At 67.4% G+C, this 18,124-nt stretch carries 14 protein-coding genes; 4 read left to right on the forward strand and 10 right to left on the reverse strand.

The genetic code is table 11. From position 1 onward, the window contains the following. Positions 1 to 62: 62 nt before the first annotated feature. From AC1RNQ_RS07380 to AC1RNQ_RS07420, 9 genes are all read right to left on the reverse strand, one after another. Complete coding sequence (locus AC1RNQ_RS07380; RefSeq protein ID WP_493170099.1) at positions 63 to 1,286, reverse strand: NAD(P)/FAD-dependent oxidoreductase; 1,224 nt, start codon at positions 1,284 to 1,286, stop codon at positions 63 to 65. 180 nt (positions 1,287 to 1,466) lie between these two features. Further along, on the reverse strand, positions 1,467 to 2,654 hold the full coding sequence (locus tag AC1RNQ_RS07385; protein WP_493170100.1) for a dipeptidase: 1,188 nt from the start codon (positions 2,652 to 2,654) through the stop codon (positions 1,467 to 1,469). Further along, entirely contained in the window at positions 2,651 to 4,228 is a 1,578-nt protein-coding gene (locus AC1RNQ_RS07390; RefSeq protein ID WP_493170102.1) for a serine hydrolase, read from the reverse strand. Before AC1RNQ_RS07390 ends, AC1RNQ_RS07385 begins: the two co-directional genes overlap by 4 nt. After that, positions 4,225 to 5,364 carry a YkvI family membrane protein gene (locus tag AC1RNQ_RS07395; RefSeq protein WP_493170103.1) on the reverse strand — a complete coding sequence of 380 codons (1,140 nt, stop codon included), beginning with the start codon at positions 5,362 to 5,364 and terminating at the stop codon, positions 4,225 to 4,227. The genes AC1RNQ_RS07390 and AC1RNQ_RS07395 overlap by 4 nt, the downstream gene beginning before the upstream one ends. Then, on the reverse strand, positions 5,361 to 6,401 hold the full coding sequence (locus AC1RNQ_RS07400; protein ID WP_493170105.1) for an N-acetyltransferase DgcN family protein: 1,041 nt from the start codon (positions 6,399 to 6,401) through the stop codon (positions 5,361 to 5,363). Before AC1RNQ_RS07400 ends, AC1RNQ_RS07395 begins: the two co-directional genes overlap by 4 nt. A 20-nt stretch (positions 6,402 to 6,421) precedes the next feature. Further along, a complete protein-coding gene (locus AC1RNQ_RS07405) occupies positions 6,422 to 8,608 on the reverse strand; it encodes a TonB-dependent receptor (RefSeq protein ID WP_493170106.1) in 2,187 nt (728 codons plus the stop codon). Positions 8,609 to 8,612: 4 nt separating this feature from the next. Next, entirely contained in the window at positions 8,613 to 9,755 is a 1,143-nt protein-coding gene (locus AC1RNQ_RS07410) for a dipeptidase (protein ID WP_493170108.1), read from the reverse strand. 83 nt (positions 9,756 to 9,838) lie between these two features. Then, complete coding sequence (locus AC1RNQ_RS07415) at positions 9,839 to 10,846, reverse strand: dipeptide epimerase (protein WP_493170110.1); 1,008 nt, start codon at positions 10,844 to 10,846, stop codon at positions 9,839 to 9,841. Continuing rightward, positions 10,846 to 12,825 (reverse strand): serine hydrolase domain-containing protein, encoded by a 1,980-nt coding sequence (locus tag AC1RNQ_RS07420; protein ID WP_493170112.1) that lies wholly within the window; start codon positions 12,823 to 12,825, stop codon positions 10,846 to 10,848. Before AC1RNQ_RS07420 ends, AC1RNQ_RS07415 begins: the two co-directional genes overlap by 1 nt. A 128-nt stretch (positions 12,826 to 12,953) precedes the next feature. Between AC1RNQ_RS07420 and AC1RNQ_RS07425 the strand changes: the two genes are divergently transcribed. After that, positions 12,954 to 13,607, forward strand: a complete 654-nt coding sequence (locus tag AC1RNQ_RS07425) for a helix-turn-helix domain-containing protein (protein WP_493170114.1) — start codon at positions 12,954 to 12,956, stop codon at positions 13,605 to 13,607. Positions 13,608 to 13,734: 127 nt separating this feature from the next. On the opposite strand, the gene AC1RNQ_RS07430 is transcribed toward AC1RNQ_RS07425, so the two are convergent. Continuing rightward, complete coding sequence (locus tag AC1RNQ_RS07430; protein ID WP_493170116.1) at positions 13,735 to 13,995, reverse strand: hypothetical protein; 261 nt, start codon at positions 13,993 to 13,995, stop codon at positions 13,735 to 13,737. A gap of 115 nt (positions 13,996 to 14,110) precedes the next feature. Between AC1RNQ_RS07430 and AC1RNQ_RS07435 the strand changes: the two genes are divergently transcribed. The 3 genes from AC1RNQ_RS07435 to AC1RNQ_RS07445 all read left to right on the forward strand — a co-directional run bounded on the left by AC1RNQ_RS07435 (position 14,111) and on the right by AC1RNQ_RS07445 (position 18,011). Continuing rightward, on the forward strand, positions 14,111 to 15,583 hold the full coding sequence (locus tag AC1RNQ_RS07435; protein WP_493170118.1) for a helicase HerA domain-containing protein: 1,473 nt from the start codon (positions 14,111 to 14,113) through the stop codon (positions 15,581 to 15,583). 67 nt (positions 15,584 to 15,650) lie between these two features. After that, entirely contained in the window at positions 15,651 to 16,277 is a 627-nt protein-coding gene (locus AC1RNQ_RS07440; RefSeq protein WP_493170120.1) for a LuxR C-terminal-related transcriptional regulator, read from the forward strand. Beyond that, a complete protein-coding gene (locus AC1RNQ_RS07445) occupies positions 16,278 to 18,011 on the forward strand; it encodes an ATP-binding protein (RefSeq protein WP_493170122.1) in 1,734 nt (577 codons plus the stop codon). The last annotated feature ends 113 nt before the right edge of the window (positions 18,012 to 18,124 follow it).

An 18,124-nucleotide genomic window follows, 5' to 3' on the forward strand; every position in this document is an offset into this window, starting at 1 on the left:
CCTCGCTGAGAAGCCCCTTCGACAGGCTCAGGGCTACGGTAGAGCGTGACGAAGAAAAGTGATCAGGCCGGAAGCAGGCTCTTCAGCGGCGTCTCGACATCGGCGAGCTGCTCGGGCGTCGCTTCCAGCCCCGCGGTGACCAGCATGCGCCCCTGGACATAATCCTTGGTCGCGTTGACGCAGTCGAGCGCGATCACCCGGCCCGCCTTCAGATAGACGATCGAGAAGCTGCGCTCGTCGGGGTTGCCGCGCAGCACCGTCGCGTCATGTCCGGTCGACAGGCCCGCGGTCTGGAGCTTGAGGTCATATTGGTTCGACCAGAACCAGGGGATCGCGTGATAACGGGCTTCGTCGCCGCAGATGCCCTTCGCGACGACATTCGCCTGGTCGTTGGCATTCTGCACCGATTCGAGGCGGATGACCGCGCCCTCGGCGAAGTCGTTTGCGTGCGCGGCGCAATCGCCGATCGCGTAGATATCGGCGAGATTGGTCTTGCAATGATGGTCGACGAGCACGCCATTGCCGCCATGCGCGCCCGCCGCGACCAGCGGCTGCGTCGCGGGGACGATGCCGATGCCGACGATGACCAGGTCGGCGGGAATGACCTCGCCGGTCGACAGGCGCACGCCCGTAGCGCGGTCCTCGCCCTCGATCGCTTCGACCTGCACACCGAGGCGCAGGTCGACGCCATGATCGCGATGCTCCTTTTCGTAGAAGCGCGAGAGGTCCTCGCCCGCGACGCGCGCGAGCACGCGGTCGAGCGCTTCGAGGAGCACCACCGGCTTGCCCGCCTTGCGCAGCACCGCCGCCGCCTCGAGCCCGATATAGCCGCCGCCGATCACGACGACCTGGCTCGCGGTTTCGGACGCCGCCTTCATCGCATCGGCATCGGCGCGGGTGCGTACACCCTGCACCCCGGGCAGGTCGCCGCCGGGGATCGGCAGCATGCGCGGGCTCCCGCCGGTCGCCCAGACGAGCTTCCCATAACCGATTGTCTCGCCGCCATCGGTGGTGACGCTGTGCGCCGCGGGATCGACCGAGACGACGCGCTTGCTCAGCAGCATCGTCACCTCGCGCTCGTCCCAATATTTGGCGGGACGGATCTGGATGCGTTCGAATTCCTTTTCGCCCGCGAAATATTCCTTCGACAGCGGCGGACGCTCATAGGGAAGTTCGGGTTCGTCGCCGACGATCGCGATGCTGCCCTCGAACTTCTGGGTTCGCAGCGCCACCGCGACCTGCGCGCCGCCGTGCCCGGCTCCCACGATCACCACATCGAACCGCATCGCCAAATCTCTCCCGCATAGGTTTATGCGAGGCTGTCCCTTGCACGCAGGCGGAGACGAGGCAAGCGGCGGCGAGGCCGTAGGGGAATAGAAATTCTTGGGGCGGCGATGCCGGTGCGGCGGTGGTCATGACGGGCGTGCCATGCGCATCGGCCGCCGATTTCCAGCCTGCCGAAGGCGCTATTTCCCCTGCGCCGCGAGCATGCGCAGCACATTGCCGCTCCACATCTTCTCGAGGTCGGCGTCCGAATAGCCCGCGGCCTTCAGCCGCTCGGTCACCTTGGGCAGCGCGGAGATGTCCTCGATGCCCGGCAGGCCGCCGCCGCCGTCCCAGTCCGCGCCGAAGCAGATATGATCGACGCCGCCGACCTCGATCGCGCGCAGCACCATCGTCATATAGGCCTCGAAATCGGCAGCCCACAAAGGCTCGCTCTTGTCGAGTTCGCGCCACTTCTTGTTGAGTTCGGCCTGCTCATCGGGCGACAATTTGCCGATCCGCTCATATTGGCCGAACAGCGCGCCGCGTGCGGGTGTCATGTTCATGTCGGATAGGAAGATGGTCGAGATGCACATCGCCCCGCCCTTCGCCGCGAGCGCCTTCAGCCGCCCCTCGTCGAGGTTGCGCACATGGTCATTCGCCGAGCGCAGGCTCGAGTGCGATAGGATGATCGGATATCTGGACAGCGCCAGCAACTGGTCGAAGGTGGCGTCCGACGCATGGCTCGCGTCGATCACCATGCCGAGCCGGTTCATCTCGGCGACCCATTGCTTGCCGAGCGGGCTCAGCCCCTTCCAGCGCGCCTCGCCGGTCGCGCTGTCGGCGAACTGGTTGGTCTTCGAATGCACCGGGCCCGCCATGCGGACGCCCCTATTGTGGAATTCGGCGAGCAGCGCGACATCCTCGCCCAGCGGATAGCTGTTCTCGATCGACTTATAGGCGATCAGCTTGCCCGCCTTGTCGAGCGCGCGCGCATCGGCGGCGGTCAGCGCGGGACCGATCAGCTCGCCATGCTTCTCGATCGTCGCGTCGATCAGGTCCGAGCGGCCGCGCGCGAAGGCGAGCGCGTCGGCATAGCCCTGCGGCGTCAGCGGCCCCTGCTCGGTGTAGATGACGAAGAAGCCGCCATCGAGCGCCCCCGCCTTCATCCGCGGGATATCGACCTGGACGATGTCGCCCCCCAGCGTGTGCGGATCGCCGAAGCTCCACCCCGCGCGCTCGAAATGGAGCGAAGTGTCGAGGTGAGTGTCGAGCGTCAGGAAACGGCTGTGCAACGGGCGGTCATCGTCAGGCGCCGCCGCACCTTCCTCCTTCGCGGCGGTGCAGGCGGCGAGCGCGGCGGTCGCGAGCAGCAGGGGCAGGTATCTCACTTCTTATCCTCCACCGGCTTCAGGTCGAGATCGTGATAGTCCCAGCTGAAGTCGGCGATCTTGCTCACCGCCTTCATCGTCACCCCGGTCACCTTCCCATCGGCGTCGAGCGCGAAGGTCACATAGGCGGGCTCGATCGCGGGGTCGTCATATTCGGTGACGAAGCTGTCATATTGCCAATGCTTCAGCCGCCCGATCATGCGCGGGGTCGAGGTGAAGTCGATCGTCAGCCCCTTGGCCGTATTCGCGACGACGATGTCACCATACCAGGGATCGCGGTAGCGCCCGGCGTAGCGCGCGGGGTCGAGCGACGGGCCGACCTTCGCGGGCGACGCCTGCGCCTGCGCGAGGAACTGGCGCCCGCCCTCGAGCCGCTCGGCGTACCAGTCCTGCCATTTGGTGGTCCAGCCATGGTCGGGCTGATCCAGATAGTGATCAAGCAGCCGGAAGGTCAGCCCGAGCAGCATGCCGCTTTCCTCGCTGTTCATCATGATCGCGAAGCCGACTTGTCTGTCGGGGATCATCACGACGCGGGTGATCGAGCCGAAGACCCCGCCGCTATGCTGGATGATGCGGTGACCGCGATAATCCTGCACCTGCCAGCCGAGGGCATAGGCCTGTTGCATCGGCTGCGCGGGTTTGAGCGTGTCGGGCAGCGGGGTGATCGGCATCGGGGTCACCGGCTTCCACATCTCCGCCGCCTGCGCCTCGCTGAACAGCCTCTTGCCGCCCGGCAGCGCGCCATGCGCGAGCTGGATCTTGAGCCATGCCGCCATATCGTCGGCGCTCAAGGCAAGCCCGCCCGCCGGCGCGCCGTTGCGGCCGAGTTCGTCGCGCTCGTCGAGCGCCTGCTGGTCGCCGAGCCCGCGCAGCGGCCCGTTCAGCCGCGCGTGCGGCCAGCTGCGGTTGGGGATGCGGAAGCGGTCCTCGCTGTCGCTCGTCGCATTCTTCATGCCGCCGGGGCGCAGCACGCGCTCGCGCATGAAGGCTTCCCACGTCTTGCCGCTGACCTCCTCGATCAGCTGTCCTGCGACCGCATAGAGGATATTGTCATAGGCATAGGCCGAACGAAAGCTCGTCTGCGGCTTGAGATAGGCGACGCGCTCGACCGTCTGCTTGCGGGTGAGGTGCGTGCGCGGCACGAACATCAAATCGCCCTGCCCCAGCCCCAGCCCGCTGCGGTGGACGAGCAGGTCGCGGATCGTGATTTCGCGCGTGACCCAGGGGTCGTACATGCGGAACCACGGCATATGCTGGATGACCGGATCGTCCCAGCCGATCTTGCCCTCGTCGACGAGGATCGCGAGCGCCGCGGCGGTCATCGCCTTGCCGGTCGATCCGGTCTGGAAGATCGTTTCCTTGTCGACCGCCCCGCGTTCGCCCAATTTGCGCTCGCCCCAGCCGCGCGACAGCGTCGTCTTGCCATCCTCAACGATCGCGATCGACACGCCGGTGGCGCCGATCTTCTTGCGCAGCGCCTCGACTTCTTCGCCCAGATTCTTCGGCGGTTCGGCCCAGGCGGGCACCGACGCAGCCAGGAGCAAGGTCAGCGTGAGCAGGTGGATCGGTTTCATGACAAAGCCTCCATCGAGGGAATGGGTTGGCGGCGCAGCAGGCGCCACACGCCGACGGTGAGCAAGGGCAGGACGAACACGCCGAGGAACAGCCAGGCGAGGAAGCGGTAGCCGCTAGCGATCAGGTCGACGAGACCGATGCGCCCCGCGACGAAGATGCAGCCCGCGAGGATCACCGCGCCGATCACCGCGCGCGCGCCGGTGGTCAGCGGCGCACGACCATGGCTTTCGACCGCGCCCGAGATGCGCTCGTTGATCGCATGCACCGCGCCCGCGCCGCTTTCGAGCAAAGCGCCGAAGATCATCACCTGGAACAGCACATGAAACCCCGGCACCGTCATTTGGCGGAGCAGGAAATCCGACGGCAGCGTCTCGGCGCCGATCGCCGGATAAAAGGCCATCATCGCGACGAAGAAGAGGATAGCGGGCAGCATCGACAGCGGGCCCGCGATGATCCCGGCGAGCACCGCGTCGCGCTGGCTCGTCAGGTGGCGCAGCACCGGCAGGATCACCACCGCGCCGACGATATTGTAACTCGCATAGGTCAGCCCGCCCGACATCCAGTCGCCCGACGGCGGCGGCGCGTTCGCGAACCCCTCGCCGATCAGCCTGCCGAAGCTGGCGAGCGCGATGACGAGAAACAGCGCATAGACGGTGTAGAGCAGGATCGAGACATATTTGAACATCTGCTCGACAACGCCCGTCCCCCACGCGACCACCGCGGTGATCGACACGCCGAGCAGCAGCGACCCCGCCCATTCGGGCCAGCCGAAGGTCGCGGCGCCGATCGCCCCCGCCGCGGCGCCGAACACCGCGAGGATCAGGATGACAAAGATGAGATAGGCGATCTCGAACGCGATCCAGCCGGGGCCGAGAAGCCCCTGGAAGAAAGCGCGATAGTCATAGGCGCCGAGCCGCCGCGCGAGCGCGAAGGTGACTGCCGCGACGACGCTCCAGATCAAGGTCGCGAGCAGCATCGCGGCGAGCCCGCCCCACGGCCCCGCGGGCACGAAATATTCGGCGAGCTCGCGCCCGGTGGCATAGCCGCCGCCGATGATCACCGCCTTCAGCGCGAAACCGGGGAGCAGGAAGCGCTGGAACCAGCTCGACGTCCCGGCTGGTTCGGCACCGTTCATGCGAGGCAAGCGTCCACGAGCGCGGCAAAGGCCGCGCCGCCGCGGATCGGGTCGGCGACCGGCAGGTCGAGCCGCCGGCTTTCGGCGCCGAGCAGCGCCTCGGCCTCGCCCGCGCCGAGGCTCGAGGTGTTGAGGCTGACCCCGCCGCAGCGGATCGCGGGGTTGGTGCGGCTGCCGAGGCGGATCGTCAGGTCGATGACCTCCTCGACGCTGGGCAGCGCGAAGCTCTCCATGCCGAGGATCACCTTGCGCGACGGGTCGTGGCACACGACGAAGACGTCGGGCTGGCTGCCGTGGAGCAGGCCGAGCGACACCGCGGCATAGGCGGGGTTGAAGATCGACCCCTGCCCCTCGATCACGTCCCAATGACCGGCGGGCGCGTCGGGGCTGAGGATTTCGGCGGCCCCCGCCTCGAAGTCCGACACCACCGCGTCCATCGGGATGCCGCCGCCGGCGATCATGATGCCCGTCTGGCCGGTCGCCCGGAAATCGGCATCGAGCCCGCATTCGACGAACGCGCGGTGCAGCGCGAGCGCGGTATATTTCTTGCCGAGCGCGCAGTCGGTGCCGACGGTCAACAGCCTTTTGCCCGTGCGCTTGCGGCCGTTGCCGATCGGGATGTCGGGCGGCGGGGTGCGCACGTCGATCAGCCGCTGGCCGGAGCGCCGCGCCGCCTCGACCAGGGCGGGCACGCTGTTCAGCCTTGTGTGCAATCCGCTGACGATATCGAGCCCCGCCTCCATCGCCTCGACCAGCACCGCGACCCAGCTTTCGCCGATCACCCCGCCCTGGTTGGCGACCCCGATCACCAGCGACCGCGCGCCCGCCGCACGCGCTGCCGCGGGGTCGAGCCGCGGCAGGCCGGTGGTGACGGTACAGCCCGCGGTCGAAAATTCGCCGACGCAGCGATCCGCGGCCCAGTCGGCGAGGCCGAAGGCGGTCTTGGCATAGCCCGCCTCGGTGGTATCGCCGAGGAACAGCAGATAGGGCTGCGGCAGCGTCAATCGGTCGGACAGGCGTCCGGTGGGCGCGTTCATCTTGGTCACTCCGGTCCGCGTCAGAAGGACATGTCGAGCGCGACGCCGACCGTCCGCGGCTGCAGCGGCGAAATCGCCAGGAAGCTCGGCCGGTTGAGCCCGTCGGCCAGCGTCGAGCGCGCCATCTCCCCCTTGTTGTCGAGCAGGTTACGCGCATAGGCGCGCAGCGTCCAATGGTCGTTGAACGTGATCGAGGCGTTGAGGTCGACCGACGTATAGGGCTTGGCGACCGCGACCAGCGGATCGCTTTCGACCAGCGACAGGCGGTTGCTGGCGTGGCGGATGCCCGCGCCGAAGCTGCCCTTGGTGCCGCCGCCCAGCTCGAACTCGTAATCGGCACGCAACGCCCCCGCGAACTTGGGCACCGCGGGCAGGCGGTCGCCGTCGGCGCCGCTGATCTCGGGCACGTCCTCGCTCAAGGTCGCGTCGGTGTAGCTCGCGGTCGCGCTGATGGTGAGCCCGGGGGTCGGGCGCAGCGCGAAGCTGCCTTCGATGCCCTTGCTGGTCGCCTTGCCGCCGTTGGCGCCGCCCGAGACGCCGCCGAAGGCGCGCACGACCTGGATGTCGGTCCAGTCCATCCAGAACAAAGCGACATCAACCGACACCAGGCGGTCGGCGAAATCGGCCTTCAGCCCGACCTCGTAATTGGTCATGTGGTCGGCATCGACCGTTGGCGGCACATTGGGCACGATGACGTTCGGGCCGCCGGGACGATAGCCGGTCGCGACGCGCCCATAGAGCATCGCGTCCTCATTGAGGTGGAATTGCGGGCTGACCGAAAAGGTCCACACACTCTCGGCCGACTCGCCCGGATCATTGGCGGTGGGGACGATCGCGCCCTGGCTGATCTGGCGGAAGGTCTGTTCGTTGCGCGCCCAGCGCAGGCCGCCGGTGATCTCGAACTGCTCGCTGAGCTTGAAGGTTGCGTTACCGAAGACCGCATATTCCTTGTAGGTCGCGGGCAGCCCGACGATCGCGAGCGGGTCGAGCGGCGCGATCGGGTTGCCCGCCATGTCGAACGAGCGCACGAGCTGCGCATTGCTCGTCTCCTCGTCGGTGAAGAAGCCGCCGACGAGCCATTCGAAGCGCCCGCCGCTCGGCGAAGCGAGCCGCAATTCCTGCGTCCATTTTTCGAGCCCGAGGTCGAGGTAGAAGGGCGTGATCCCCGGCGCGATCGCGCCGCCGGTGAGCAGCGGGAAGAGCACGCCGAAGGCATAGCTCGCGTCCTGCACCTGCCGGCTCTGCGTCTTGCTGTAGGTCGTCGCCGAGGTCAGCGTCGCCGCGCCGAAATCATAGTCGATCGTCGCCGAATAATAGTCGAGGTCGATGTCGAAGCTTTCGGCCACATAATTGTTGAACGAGCGCCCGTCGCCGAGCCGCTTGCCCGTAAGGTCGGCGGCGTAGGTGCCGTTGCCGTCCGAATCGAGCGACTGCCAGATGCCGGCGAGCTTGACGCTGAGTTCGGGCACCGGCTGCCACAGCAGGGCGAGGCGGCCACCGCGCTGTTCATAGTCGTTCTGGTCGTCGAGCGCGGCATTGTTGACGCTGTCGACCCAGCCCGGGGTCTTGCGCCACGCGAAGCTGCCCGAAATCGCCAGCGTGTCGGTCGCGATCGGCGCGTTGACGAACACCTGGCCGCCCCAGCCGAGCCCGTCGCCGCCCTTGATCGCGAAACCCTCGACCCCGGCGCGCACCTTGAACTGCGTCGTATCGGGCTGGACGGTGACATATTTGACGAGGCCGCCGATCGAGCTCGCGCCATAGAGCGTGCCCTGCGGACCCTTGAGCACCTCGATCCTCTCGAGGTCATAGGGCATCAGGTCGATGGTGAAGGCGCCCGCGCGATTGTAGATCGCGCTCGACCCCACCGGCGCGTCGTCGAGATAGATGCCGACGGTCTGCGCGGCGCTCAAGGGCGCGACCCCGCGCAGCGTGATCGTGGTCTGGCCGGGCGTACCGCCATTGCTGACGTTCATCCCGGGGACATAGCCCGCATAGTCGACGAGCGAGGCCGAACCCTGTTCCTGCAGCGCCTCGCCGCTGACCACGGCGATCGAGATCGGCACGTCCTGGACGTTCTGGACGCGCTTCTGCGCGGTGACGACGATCTCGCCCTCCGTCCCGCCCGCGGCGGCGTCCTGCGCCTGCGCGGGCATCGCGGCCACCAGCGCGGCCAGGCTTCCAGCTATAAAGAGACCCTTGTTCATCGTCTTACCCCCAGACTTGGCCGAGCAGGCGGCGGAAATTGCCCCCCAGCACGGCAATGATGTTTTCGTTGGAATATCCCCGGCGAATGAGTTCCTCGGTCAGGTCGAAGACCTTCAGCGGATGGTCGAAGCCGTCGATGTCGATCTTGTCGCGAAAGGCGTAGCTGCCCTTGTAGCTGCCCTTGAGCGCGGCATATTCTTCCGGGATCATGTCGTCATAGCCGTGCAGGTCGGCGTCGGAGCCGATGCCGACATGCTCGATCGCGGTCAGCTTCGCGACATGGTCGATATGGTCGGCCATGTGCCCGACGTTGGTCGGGTCGCTCGCGCGCACGAACATCCGCACCCCGGTGATCCCCATCACGCCGCCCTTCGCGGCGAGCGCCCTGATCGCCGCGTCGGTCTTGACGCGCGGGTGGTCGACCAGCGTGCGGGCATTGCTGTGGGTGATCGCGATCGGCCCCTTGGCGAGGTCGATCGCGTCGAGCGTCGTCCGGTCGCCGCAGTGCGAGACGTCGATCAGCATGCGCTGCTTTTCCATCTCGGCGATGATCGCGGCGCCATAGTCGCTGACCCCGCCGTCGACGCGCTCGGTGCTGCCCGACCCGATCATGTTCTGGCTGTTGTAGGTGAGCTGCGCGCAGCGCAGGCCCAGCCGGCGGAAGGTCGCGACATCCTCGACGCGTTCGAAATGCTCGGCATTCTGGATGCCCATGATCACCGCGCATTTTTGCCCGGCCTTGGCGCGGTCGAGGTCGGCGACGTCGCCGACCAGCGTGAAGACATGCGCATTATGCCCGGCGAAATGCTGCCAGGCGGCGAGATATTCGAGCGCCTGCGCGCGGGCGCCGGGTCCGCCGAGGCCATAGGCGTTGTGAAAACCCGTGATGCCGCTGGCTTTGAACTCGGCCGCCTCGGCGTCGGTCAGGCGGTGCGTCACATAGTCGGGCGACAGCGTGATCTTGAGCGGCGCGAGCATATCGATGACCAGCGACGAAGCGACGAGGTCGACCGCGCGGCGCGAATAGCTGCGCGCGGGGGCGGCAGCGAAGGCATAAGCCCCGCGATTGATCATCGGCGCCGACAAAACGCTCCCCACCGCGCCGGCGACTAGCGCGCGGCGCGTCAGCGGGAATGACCGACTCATTCCACCCTCCACGACTGAAATCTACAATTTCGAGACTATTGTCCTAATTAGAAAATTGTCAACCTAAATAGGACATCCAATTGTCACGCGCCCCAAATTTCCTGCGGGCAATGAATCATCCCGCCGCGATATTCGACCCCGGGCTCGCGATCGCGCGCGAGGAAGGTCGGGCCGTCGAGATCGACGATGTCGCAGAGCTGCCCCAGCACGAAGGACGGCGCCATCGACAGGCTGCTGCCCATCATGTTGCCGACCATCACGTCGAGCCCGAGCAGCCGCGCCTGCCGCGCGATCGCGAGCCCCTCGGTCAGTCCGCCGCATTTATCGAGCTTGATGTTCACCACGTCGAAGCGCCCGACGAGCGAGGCGGTGTCGGCGAGCGTCACTGCGCTTTCGTCGGCAACGAACGGCAAAGGCCGCTTGAGCCCGTCAAGATCGGCCTCGCGCCCGCGCTTGAGCGGCTGTTCGAGCTGCGCGATGCGGTTCGCCGTCAGCACCGGGAGCAGCCCCCGCAAGGTCGCGATATCATAGCCCTGGTTGGCGTCGACGCCGATCCACGCGTCGCGCCGCGCCGCGCGGATCGCCTCGATGCGCGCGATATCGTCGGCGAGGTCGCCGGTCAGCTTGACCTTGACCGGCGCCTCGGGGTCGATCGCCAGCGCCGCGCGCGCCATCTTTCCCGGTTCGTCGGCGCCCAGCGTCAGCGTCGAGCGCAGCGCCCTGGGCGCCGCAAGCCCGGCAAGCGCCCACACGGGCTTTCCGGCCTGCTTCGCCTCCAGCTCCCAGAAGGCGCAGTCGATCGCATTGCGCGCGCCGCCGGGCGGCAGCAGGTTCTGCAACTCGGCGCGCGTCGCCCCGGCCTCGATCGCCGGGCGCACGACGGTCGCTTCGGCGAGCATATGGTCGATATCGTCGCCGAGATAATAGACCCCCGCCCCCTCGCCGCGCCCGGCGTGGCTGCCGTCGGACAGGGTGGCGACAAGCAGTGCGGTCTCGGTGAAGACATGCCCCGAGATGCGGAAGGGCTGGTGGTAGGGAAAGCGCTCGACCCGAAGGTCGAGCGCCAGCTTCTGCCGGTCCATGGTCGCCATCAGTAGACCATGCCGAAGCCGTAGAGATGGAAGGCGAGCGTCACCCAGACGAGGATAAGGCCAGCGAGCAGCAACAGTGCCGCACCGAGCTTCATCGTCCAGCGGCGCTTGTCCTTGATCGTCCGCATCAGATGCCAGCCCGCGGTCGCCAGCAGACCGACGCTGGCGAACGGGGTCAGGATACGCAGCAGGTGGATCAGCCAGTCGAGCGGCCCGCCAATGCTGCCGATGTCGGCCGAGAAGGCCGCGATCAGCCCGATCCAGCCGATCAGCGCCGCGATCGCCAGCCAGGCGAAGACGCGCGACAGGCGGTAGGCGCGGAGCGACGGCCCGGCCAGCGCGAATTCGGCCTTGTAGCTGCGGCGTACCAGCGCGCGCACCGGCCAGGCGAAGGCGGCGAGCACGACCATCGCGAAGGCGAAGATCAGCGCCGGGTTGAGCCAGGCCGCGTTGGTTCCCGCGGGGGCGGGTTCGAATATCATGAAGGGCGAGCCCGCGTCGACGCTCATCCGCACGACGCGGCCATCCTTGACCTCGGCGGCGAGGCGTTCGCCGGTGCCGGTGTCGCGCCACACGAAAGGCTCGACCTCGACCCAGTCGCGCGCGCCGGCGCCGAGGCCGTCGAGCGCCGGGAAGCTGAGCTTGCCATCCTCGGTCATCCCGATCTGCGCCTGGCCGAGCAGGCCGAGCAGGCTCAGAAAATTGGTGAAGCTGCCGCGGCTGCTGACATAATGGCCGACCATCATCTGCGCGTGTTGCGCGGCGGTCTTGGCATCGACGGCGCCGGGCTTGTCGGTGCCGGGCAGATAGCGATCGGCGAATTTGTGGAACAGCGCGCTGCGCACCGCGCCCGCGTCGCCCGCCTGCCCCGGGGCGTTCATCGAGATATAGACGCCGATGTCGCTATCGGGGAACAGCCACAGATAGGAGTGGAACCACACGGTGTCGCCGCCATGCGCGATCGCGCGGTGGCCGTTGACCCATTGTTCGTAGAAACCGAGCGCCATGCTGTTGAGCGGGCCGACGCCCGGCGCCTTGTAATCGTGCATCTGCTTCGCGGTTTCGGGCTTCATCAGCCCGGCGCCGTCATGGAGGTGCGCGATCATGAACTTGCCCATGTCAGCGCCCGATGCCGACAGGCTGCCCGCGGGCGCGGGGATCACCATTTCGAACGGCTGCGCCTTCTGCGTGATGTCGGGATAGCCCTTCGACATATGCGCTTCGAGCGCCTTTGGCAGCGGCTGGCGGAACGTCGCATGCGTCATGCCGAGCGGCTTGAAGACGTGATTTTCGACATAATTATCGAAATCCTCGCCGCTCACCCGCTCGACGATATAGCCCGCAAGCGCGGTGGCGTAGTTCGAGTAAGCGGGGGTCGTACCCGGCGCGAAGACGCGTTCGGGCAGCGCCAGCGGCATCTGTTTCTTGAGCGTCATCACCGCCTTGGGATCGCTGCTGATCAGGTGGCGCACCGATTCCTCGAAGCCCGCGGTGTGCGTCATGATGTTGCGCATCGTGACCGGCTTGCCCTGATAGGCGGGAATCTTGAAATCGAGATAGGCGTTGACGTCCTTGTCGAGGTCGATCTTGCCGAGTTCGACCTGCTGCATCACCGCGGTCCAGGTCACCAGCTTCGACACCGAGCCGGGGCGGAAGAGCGTCGATTCGGGCAGCACCGGCGCGCGTTTCGCGACGTCCGAATAGCCATAGCCCTTCTCCAGCACGACCTGGCCGTCCTTGACGACCACGACCACCGCGCCGGGAATGCGCCCGCGTTCGAGCGCATAGGGGAGGTAACCGTCGAGCCAGGCCTCGAGATCGGCGCGGTCAAGCGCGACCGGCGCGGCGGGCGTCTTTACCGCGGGCAGCGCGGACGCCTCGGCCTTTTTGGCGGGCGGCGCGGGGACTGGCCCCTGCGCCATCAACGGGACCGCGGCGAGTGCCGCCAGTCCGATCATCAGCTTGCGAACGAAACGCATCGCCACCTCCCATTTTATGGCGCCCTCACTGGCCCTTGCAGCGAGCAGCGCGACCCCTTACCAAGGGCTGACATCTGTTAGCCCAATAGGGACATAATGATCCTGATTAGAAAATTGTCAAACGGCTTATGGCGACTTTGATGGCAAACCGCACCAAACCGCCGACGCTCGGCGAGGTGATGCGCGCGATAAGGTCGCGAAATCGCTGGACGCTCAAGGAGATGAGCGCGAAGTCGGGCATCCCCGTGTCGACGCTGTCGAAGGTCGAGCATGACCGGCTGACGCTCAGCTATGACAAATTGCAGCAGCTGAGCCAGCGGCTCAACATGCGCATGTCCGACCTGTTTGCCGAGGAATCGGAGGAGGCCTCGCCGCGCGTCACCGGGCGGCGCAGCGTCGGCACGCTCGACAATGCGGTGCGCGTGACCACCGACAATTACGACTATCATTATCTCTGCACCGATCTGCGCCAGAAGCGCATGATCCCGATCCTGACGCGCATCCGCGCGCACAGCGCGACCGAATTCGGCGAACTCGTCCATCACCAGGGCGAGGAGTTCATCTATGTGCTCGAGGGCCGGATGGCGGTGCACACCGAATTCTACGACCCGATCGTGCTCGAGGTCGGTCAGGGCATCTACCTCGATTCGTCGATGGGCCACGCCTATGTCGTCGCCGACGGCTGCGACGAGGCGCTGGTGCTGGGGGTATGTTCGAGCGCCGACGACGGGCTGATGGATTCGCTGATGAGCCTGCACGCCGATGGCGAGGGCGGGCTTTAGGGACAACAACCATTCCCCTCCCTTTTAGGGAGGGGTTAGGGATGGGTAGCGAGCGCAGCGAGCAAGAGGAAGAGCACCGCCTTCGGCGGTTACCCACCCCCGGCCCCTCCCTAAAAGGGAGGGGAGATCAACCCTCCCCAGCCCGATCGATCAAATCCATGAAGTCGCGCGCCGAATTGCGGTCGGCCTCGTCCTTGAACGCCACGTCCAGATCGGGCGCCGCGCCGAGCATGTAGAGCAAAGTCCACAAGGCAAAACGCCGCGCCCCGTTGGTTTCCAGCCCGAAATCGACCTGCATACGCTCGGTCCCCGCCGCGAGCGCAGCGGGCGGAATCGCAGCCAGGTCGGCGGTGCCGAAATAGCGGCGGAGCTGGTCGTCGAAATCCATGGCGTCCCTCCTCGCCCCGCCCGCCGCGCTTGGCAAGCACCGCGCGCGCAAAAATCGGACGGGCCGCGCCGCGCTCCGGTTGTCATCGGCGAGGGCGCCCGATAGGGCGGCGCGCGTGAACATCAGCATCGAAATCGGAACCGACGCCGGGGGGCAGCCGGTGCAGATCGACGTCCAGGAACTGCTGGCGACGCGCCTGCTCGTCCAGGGCAATTCGGGGTCGGGCAAGTCGCACCTGCTGCGCCGCCTGCTCGAGGAAAGCGCCGCGATGGTGCAGCAGGTGATCATCGATCCCGAGGGCGATTTCGTCACCCTCGCCGACGCCTACAGCCATGTCGTGATCAACGGCGGCGACTATAACGAGCGCGAGATCGCGGCGATGGGCGCGCGCATCCGCGAGCATCGCGCCTCAGTCGTGCTCAGTCTCGAATCGCTCGACCTCGAGGCGCAGATGACCTGCGTCGCGGCCTTTTTGAATGCGCTGTTCGATGCGCCGCGCGAACATTGGTTCCCTGCGCTGGTCGTCGTCGACGAGGCGCAGATGTTCGCGCCGAGCGTGTCGGGCGACGTCTCCGACACCGTCCGCCGCGCGAGCCTCAGCGCGATGACCAACCTCATGTGCCGCGGCCGCAAGCGCGGCCTCGCGGGCGCGATCGCGACGCAGCGGCTCGCCAAGCTGGCCAAGAATGTCGCCGCAGAGGCGAGCAATTTCCTGATGGGGCGCACCTTCCTCGACATCGACATGGCGCGCGCCGCCGACCTCTTGGGGATGGAACGTCGGCAAGCCGAGGCAATCCGCGACCTCGAACGCGGGCATTTCCTGGGGCTCGGTCCCGCCATCTCGCGCCGCCCGCTGTCGGTGCGCATCGGCGCGACGCGCACGGCGACGCGGATGGGCACGCACAGCCTGATGCCGCTGCCGACGGCCGATGGTGCCGACATGCGCTCGATGCTGTTCACCGCGATGGAGGCGCCCGCGGCGCCGCGCGTCTTCGCGCCGGAGCCCGAGCCGGTGGCGGCGGACGAGCTGCTCGAACGCATCGCCGCGCAGGACGCGCCGCACGAGGGCGAGGACGGCCCGCCGGTGCTCGACATCGTCGCCGCGGTCGAGGTGGCCGAGCAAAGCGACGCAGTGATCGTCGCGACGCTGGAGGAGATGCTCGCCGATCCCGACTGCGCCTTCCACCCCGAGGCGTTCCTGTATCAGGATTTCACCGTGCGTTGCCGGATGCAGCGCCTGGCGAAGGTGCCGCTCGACCTCGCCGCCTTCCGCCGCCGCTTCGCGCTCGCCAAGGGCGGCGTGCTCGACCCCGGCGAGCCGCGCTGGCGCGAGGCGCTGGCCGTCGCGGGGCGGCTGCCCGACGAGATGGTCGCGCCTTTCCTGCAGATCGTGCGCGCGGCGATGGACGGCGAGCCCTGCCCCGACGACGAGATCCTCGGCCGCGCTTATGGCAGCCGCTCGCCCGGCCGCATCCGCCGGCTCGTCGACTATATGGAAAAGCAGGGCGCGATCGTCGTCCGCTCCGATTTCGGCGGGCGCCGCTCGATCGGCATCCCCGAACTGGGGCTCAGCACCGAGGCCGAATAGCGCGCGAAACAGCGCTGGAAACCCCGCGCCCTTTTCCGTAGCTTGGGCCGCGGGGGGAACAGCGGCCATGCAGGTCCTGATTTGCGACGATCATCCGTTCATGGCGCGGGCGCTCGCGATGGCAATGGAACATGCGCTCGGCGCCGAGGTGAGCGTCGTCCACCGTTTCGCCGACGCCGCGGCGACCGCCGCGACGCTGACCGACCTCCGCCTCTGCCTCGTCGATTTCCATATCCCGGGCGAGGATAGCGCCGCGGGCCTCACCGCGCTGCGCGCCACTGCACCCGACGCACGGCTGCTCGTCTTTTCGGGGTCGGAGGCCGATGCCGACCTGCGCGTCGCGCTCGCCGCGGGCGCGCATGGCTTTCTGCCCAAATCGGCGTCGCCCGATGTGATCGAGGCGGCGGTGAAGCTGGTCCTTGCAGGCGGGCGCTATTTGCCCGAACGCGTCGAGACGCTGGCGTTCGGCAAGGCCGAGCCAGCCCCTGCGCCGCCGCGGACCGACACATTGACCGGCCGCCAGCGCGACGTGCTCGGTCATGTCGCGCGCGGGCTGTCGAACAAGGAGATCGCGCGCGAACTCGCCATCTCGCCGGCGACGGTCAAAGTCCATGTCGCCCAGATCATCGGCATATTGGAAGCGAGCAACCGCACCGAGGCGGTCGCCAACGCGCGCCGCGCGGGGCTGATCTGATTGTCGGCGAGCGATCCCCAGGCTGACGGCGGCCAGGCCTATCGCGAAATCCGCGCGAGCGAATCGCGGCTCGAATTCGCGATGGCAGGGATTTTCACGCTGCTCGTCGGCGGCACGCTATACTATGTCTACGGCCTGTTCGAGCCGCTGGTGCCGCCCGCGAACCTGCGCACATGGGCGGCGATCACCGCGGCGGTGACGCTGGTGATGGCGGTGACGCCGATCCTCTTCCTTATCCGCCGCCCCGACGCCGACGCGATCCACCGTTACTGGAGCCCGTTCGGCAAGCTCGTCGCGATCCTCTTCGACCTCGCGGTCGCGTCGAGCGTGTGGCTGCTCCTCCCCTTCGCCAGCGAGCCGCTGCAATTGCTGATGGTGATCTTCTATTCGGCGGCGATCAGCGGGCAGGTGATCTCGACCGCCGAATCGATCGGCACCAATGTCTTTGCGGTGCTCAGCATCTTCGGGTCGGCGGCGATCTTCTTCCTTCAGGCCGACACCGAATATGCGGGGTCGGTCGCGGGCTTCCTGATGGCGTTCGGCGGGCTGATGATCGTCGTCGCGCTGATCCTGAAACAGGCGATCCGCTCGGCGATCGCGAGCCGCCTCGCCGCCGAGCGGCTGTCCGGCGAGCTCGCCGTCGCGCTCGAGGACGCGCAGGACGCGCGCGACGCGCGCACGCGCTTCATCGCCGCCGCGTCGCACGATCTGCGCCAGCCACTGCAGGCGGCGATGCTCTTTTTCCAGCAGATGCGGCGCCATCCCGACCCCGTGCGGCGAGAGGAGGCGGCCGAGGGCGTGACCCACGGATTTGCCGAGGCCAATGCGCTGCTCGAGCGGATGATGGAGCATCTGCGTATCGAAAGCGGCGCGGTCGCGGTGCATCCCGAAGCCGTCGCGCTCGCGCCGCTGTTCGCCGCGCTCGCCGACGAGCTGCGGCCGGCGGCGGCGCAGGCGGGGCTGGCGATCGATGTCGAGGCGACGCCCTTGTGGGTGCGCGCCGACCCGACTTTGGTCACCCGCATCCTGCGCAACCTGATGCAGAACGCCATCGTCCATTCGCGCGCCGCGCATCTTCGCCTCGCCGCCGCGGCCGATGGCGCACAGGTCCGGATCGTCGTTGCCGACGACGGGATCGGCTTCGACGCCGGGTTCGTCGCCACCGCCTTCGACGCCTATTCGCAGGGCGGCCAAGGGACGGGCATGGGCCTCGGCCTGTCGATCGCGCGCGAACTGGCGCGGCTGATGGGGGGCGAGCTGGCGCTCGACAGCGGCGGTAAGGGTGCACGCTTCGCGCTGGCGCTGCCCGTCGCCGACGCCGTCGCGATACCCGTGACCGAACACGCGACGAGCGACGTCGATCTGACCGGCATCGCCGTGCTGGTAATCGACGACGACCGCGCGGGTGCGACCGCGCTAACCAACTTGCTCACGCTGGCCGGGGCCGATGCGCGTGCGGTGCATGACGCTTCCGAAATTGCCGCGCTCCGCGACGGCGCATGGCAAGCCGACGTCATCGTTACCGACTGGCATATCGGCCGCGAACTGACCGGCGCCGATGCGGCCGCGATGCTGCGTACCGCCTGGCCCGACGCGCGCGTGCTGGTGATGACCGGCGACGCCGCGCCCGCCACCGCGCAGGACATCGCGGCGACGGGCTGGCCCCTCTTCATCAAGCCGGTCGACCCCGCTGCGCTCGCCGCGGCTGTCCAGTCGCAGAGCACCGTGCTATAAATCCCAACCGTTCGCCCTGAGCTTGTCGAAGGGTCGTTCTTTCTTTTGACGCCGCACGAAGAAGGACGGTGCTTCGACAAGCTCAGCACGAACGGAAGCGAGTAGTTCGGCTT

Source organism: Sphingopyxis sp. GW821-FHT12F08, from assembly GCF_058806755.1.

Excerpts from the sequence above, each read along its gene's own strand:
- AC1RNQ_RS07430 (WP_493170116.1), bottom strand. The coding sequence starts at position 13,995 with ATGGATTTCGACGACCAGCTCCGCCGCTATTTCGGCACCGCCGACCTG.
- AC1RNQ_RS07415 (WP_493170110.1), bottom strand. The coding sequence starts at position 10,846 with ATGGCGACCATGGACCGGCAGAAGCTGGCGCTCGACCTTCGGGTCGAG.
- AC1RNQ_RS07420 (WP_493170112.1), bottom strand. The coding sequence starts at position 12,825 with ATGCGTTTCGTTCGCAAGCTGATGATCGGACTGGCGGCACTCGCCGCG.
- AC1RNQ_RS07410 (WP_493170108.1), bottom strand. The coding sequence starts at position 9,755 with ATGAGTCGGTCATTCCCGCTGACGCGCCGCGCGCTAGTCGCCGGCGCG.
- AC1RNQ_RS07405 (WP_493170106.1), bottom strand. The coding sequence starts at position 8,608 with ATGAACAAGGGTCTCTTTATAGCTGGAAGCCTGGCCGCGCTGGTGGCC.
- AC1RNQ_RS07380 (WP_493170099.1), bottom strand. The coding sequence starts at position 1,286 with ATGCGGTTCGATGTGGTGATCGTGGGAGCCGGGCACGGCGGCGCGCAG.
- AC1RNQ_RS07400 (WP_493170105.1), bottom strand. The coding sequence starts at position 6,401 with ATGAACGCGCCCACCGGACGCCTGTCCGACCGATTGACGCTGCCGCAG.
- AC1RNQ_RS07395 (WP_493170103.1), bottom strand. The coding sequence starts at position 5,364 with ATGAACGGTGCCGAACCAGCCGGGACGTCGAGCTGGTTCCAGCGCTTC.
- AC1RNQ_RS07425 (WP_493170114.1), top strand. The coding sequence starts at position 12,954 with ATGGCGACTTTGATGGCAAACCGCACCAAACCGCCGACGCTCGGCGAG.
- AC1RNQ_RS07440 (WP_493170120.1), top strand. The coding sequence starts at position 15,651 with ATGCAGGTCCTGATTTGCGACGATCATCCGTTCATGGCGCGGGCGCTC.
- AC1RNQ_RS07390 (WP_493170102.1), bottom strand. The coding sequence starts at position 4,228 with ATGAAACCGATCCACCTGCTCACGCTGACCTTGCTCCTGGCTGCGTCG.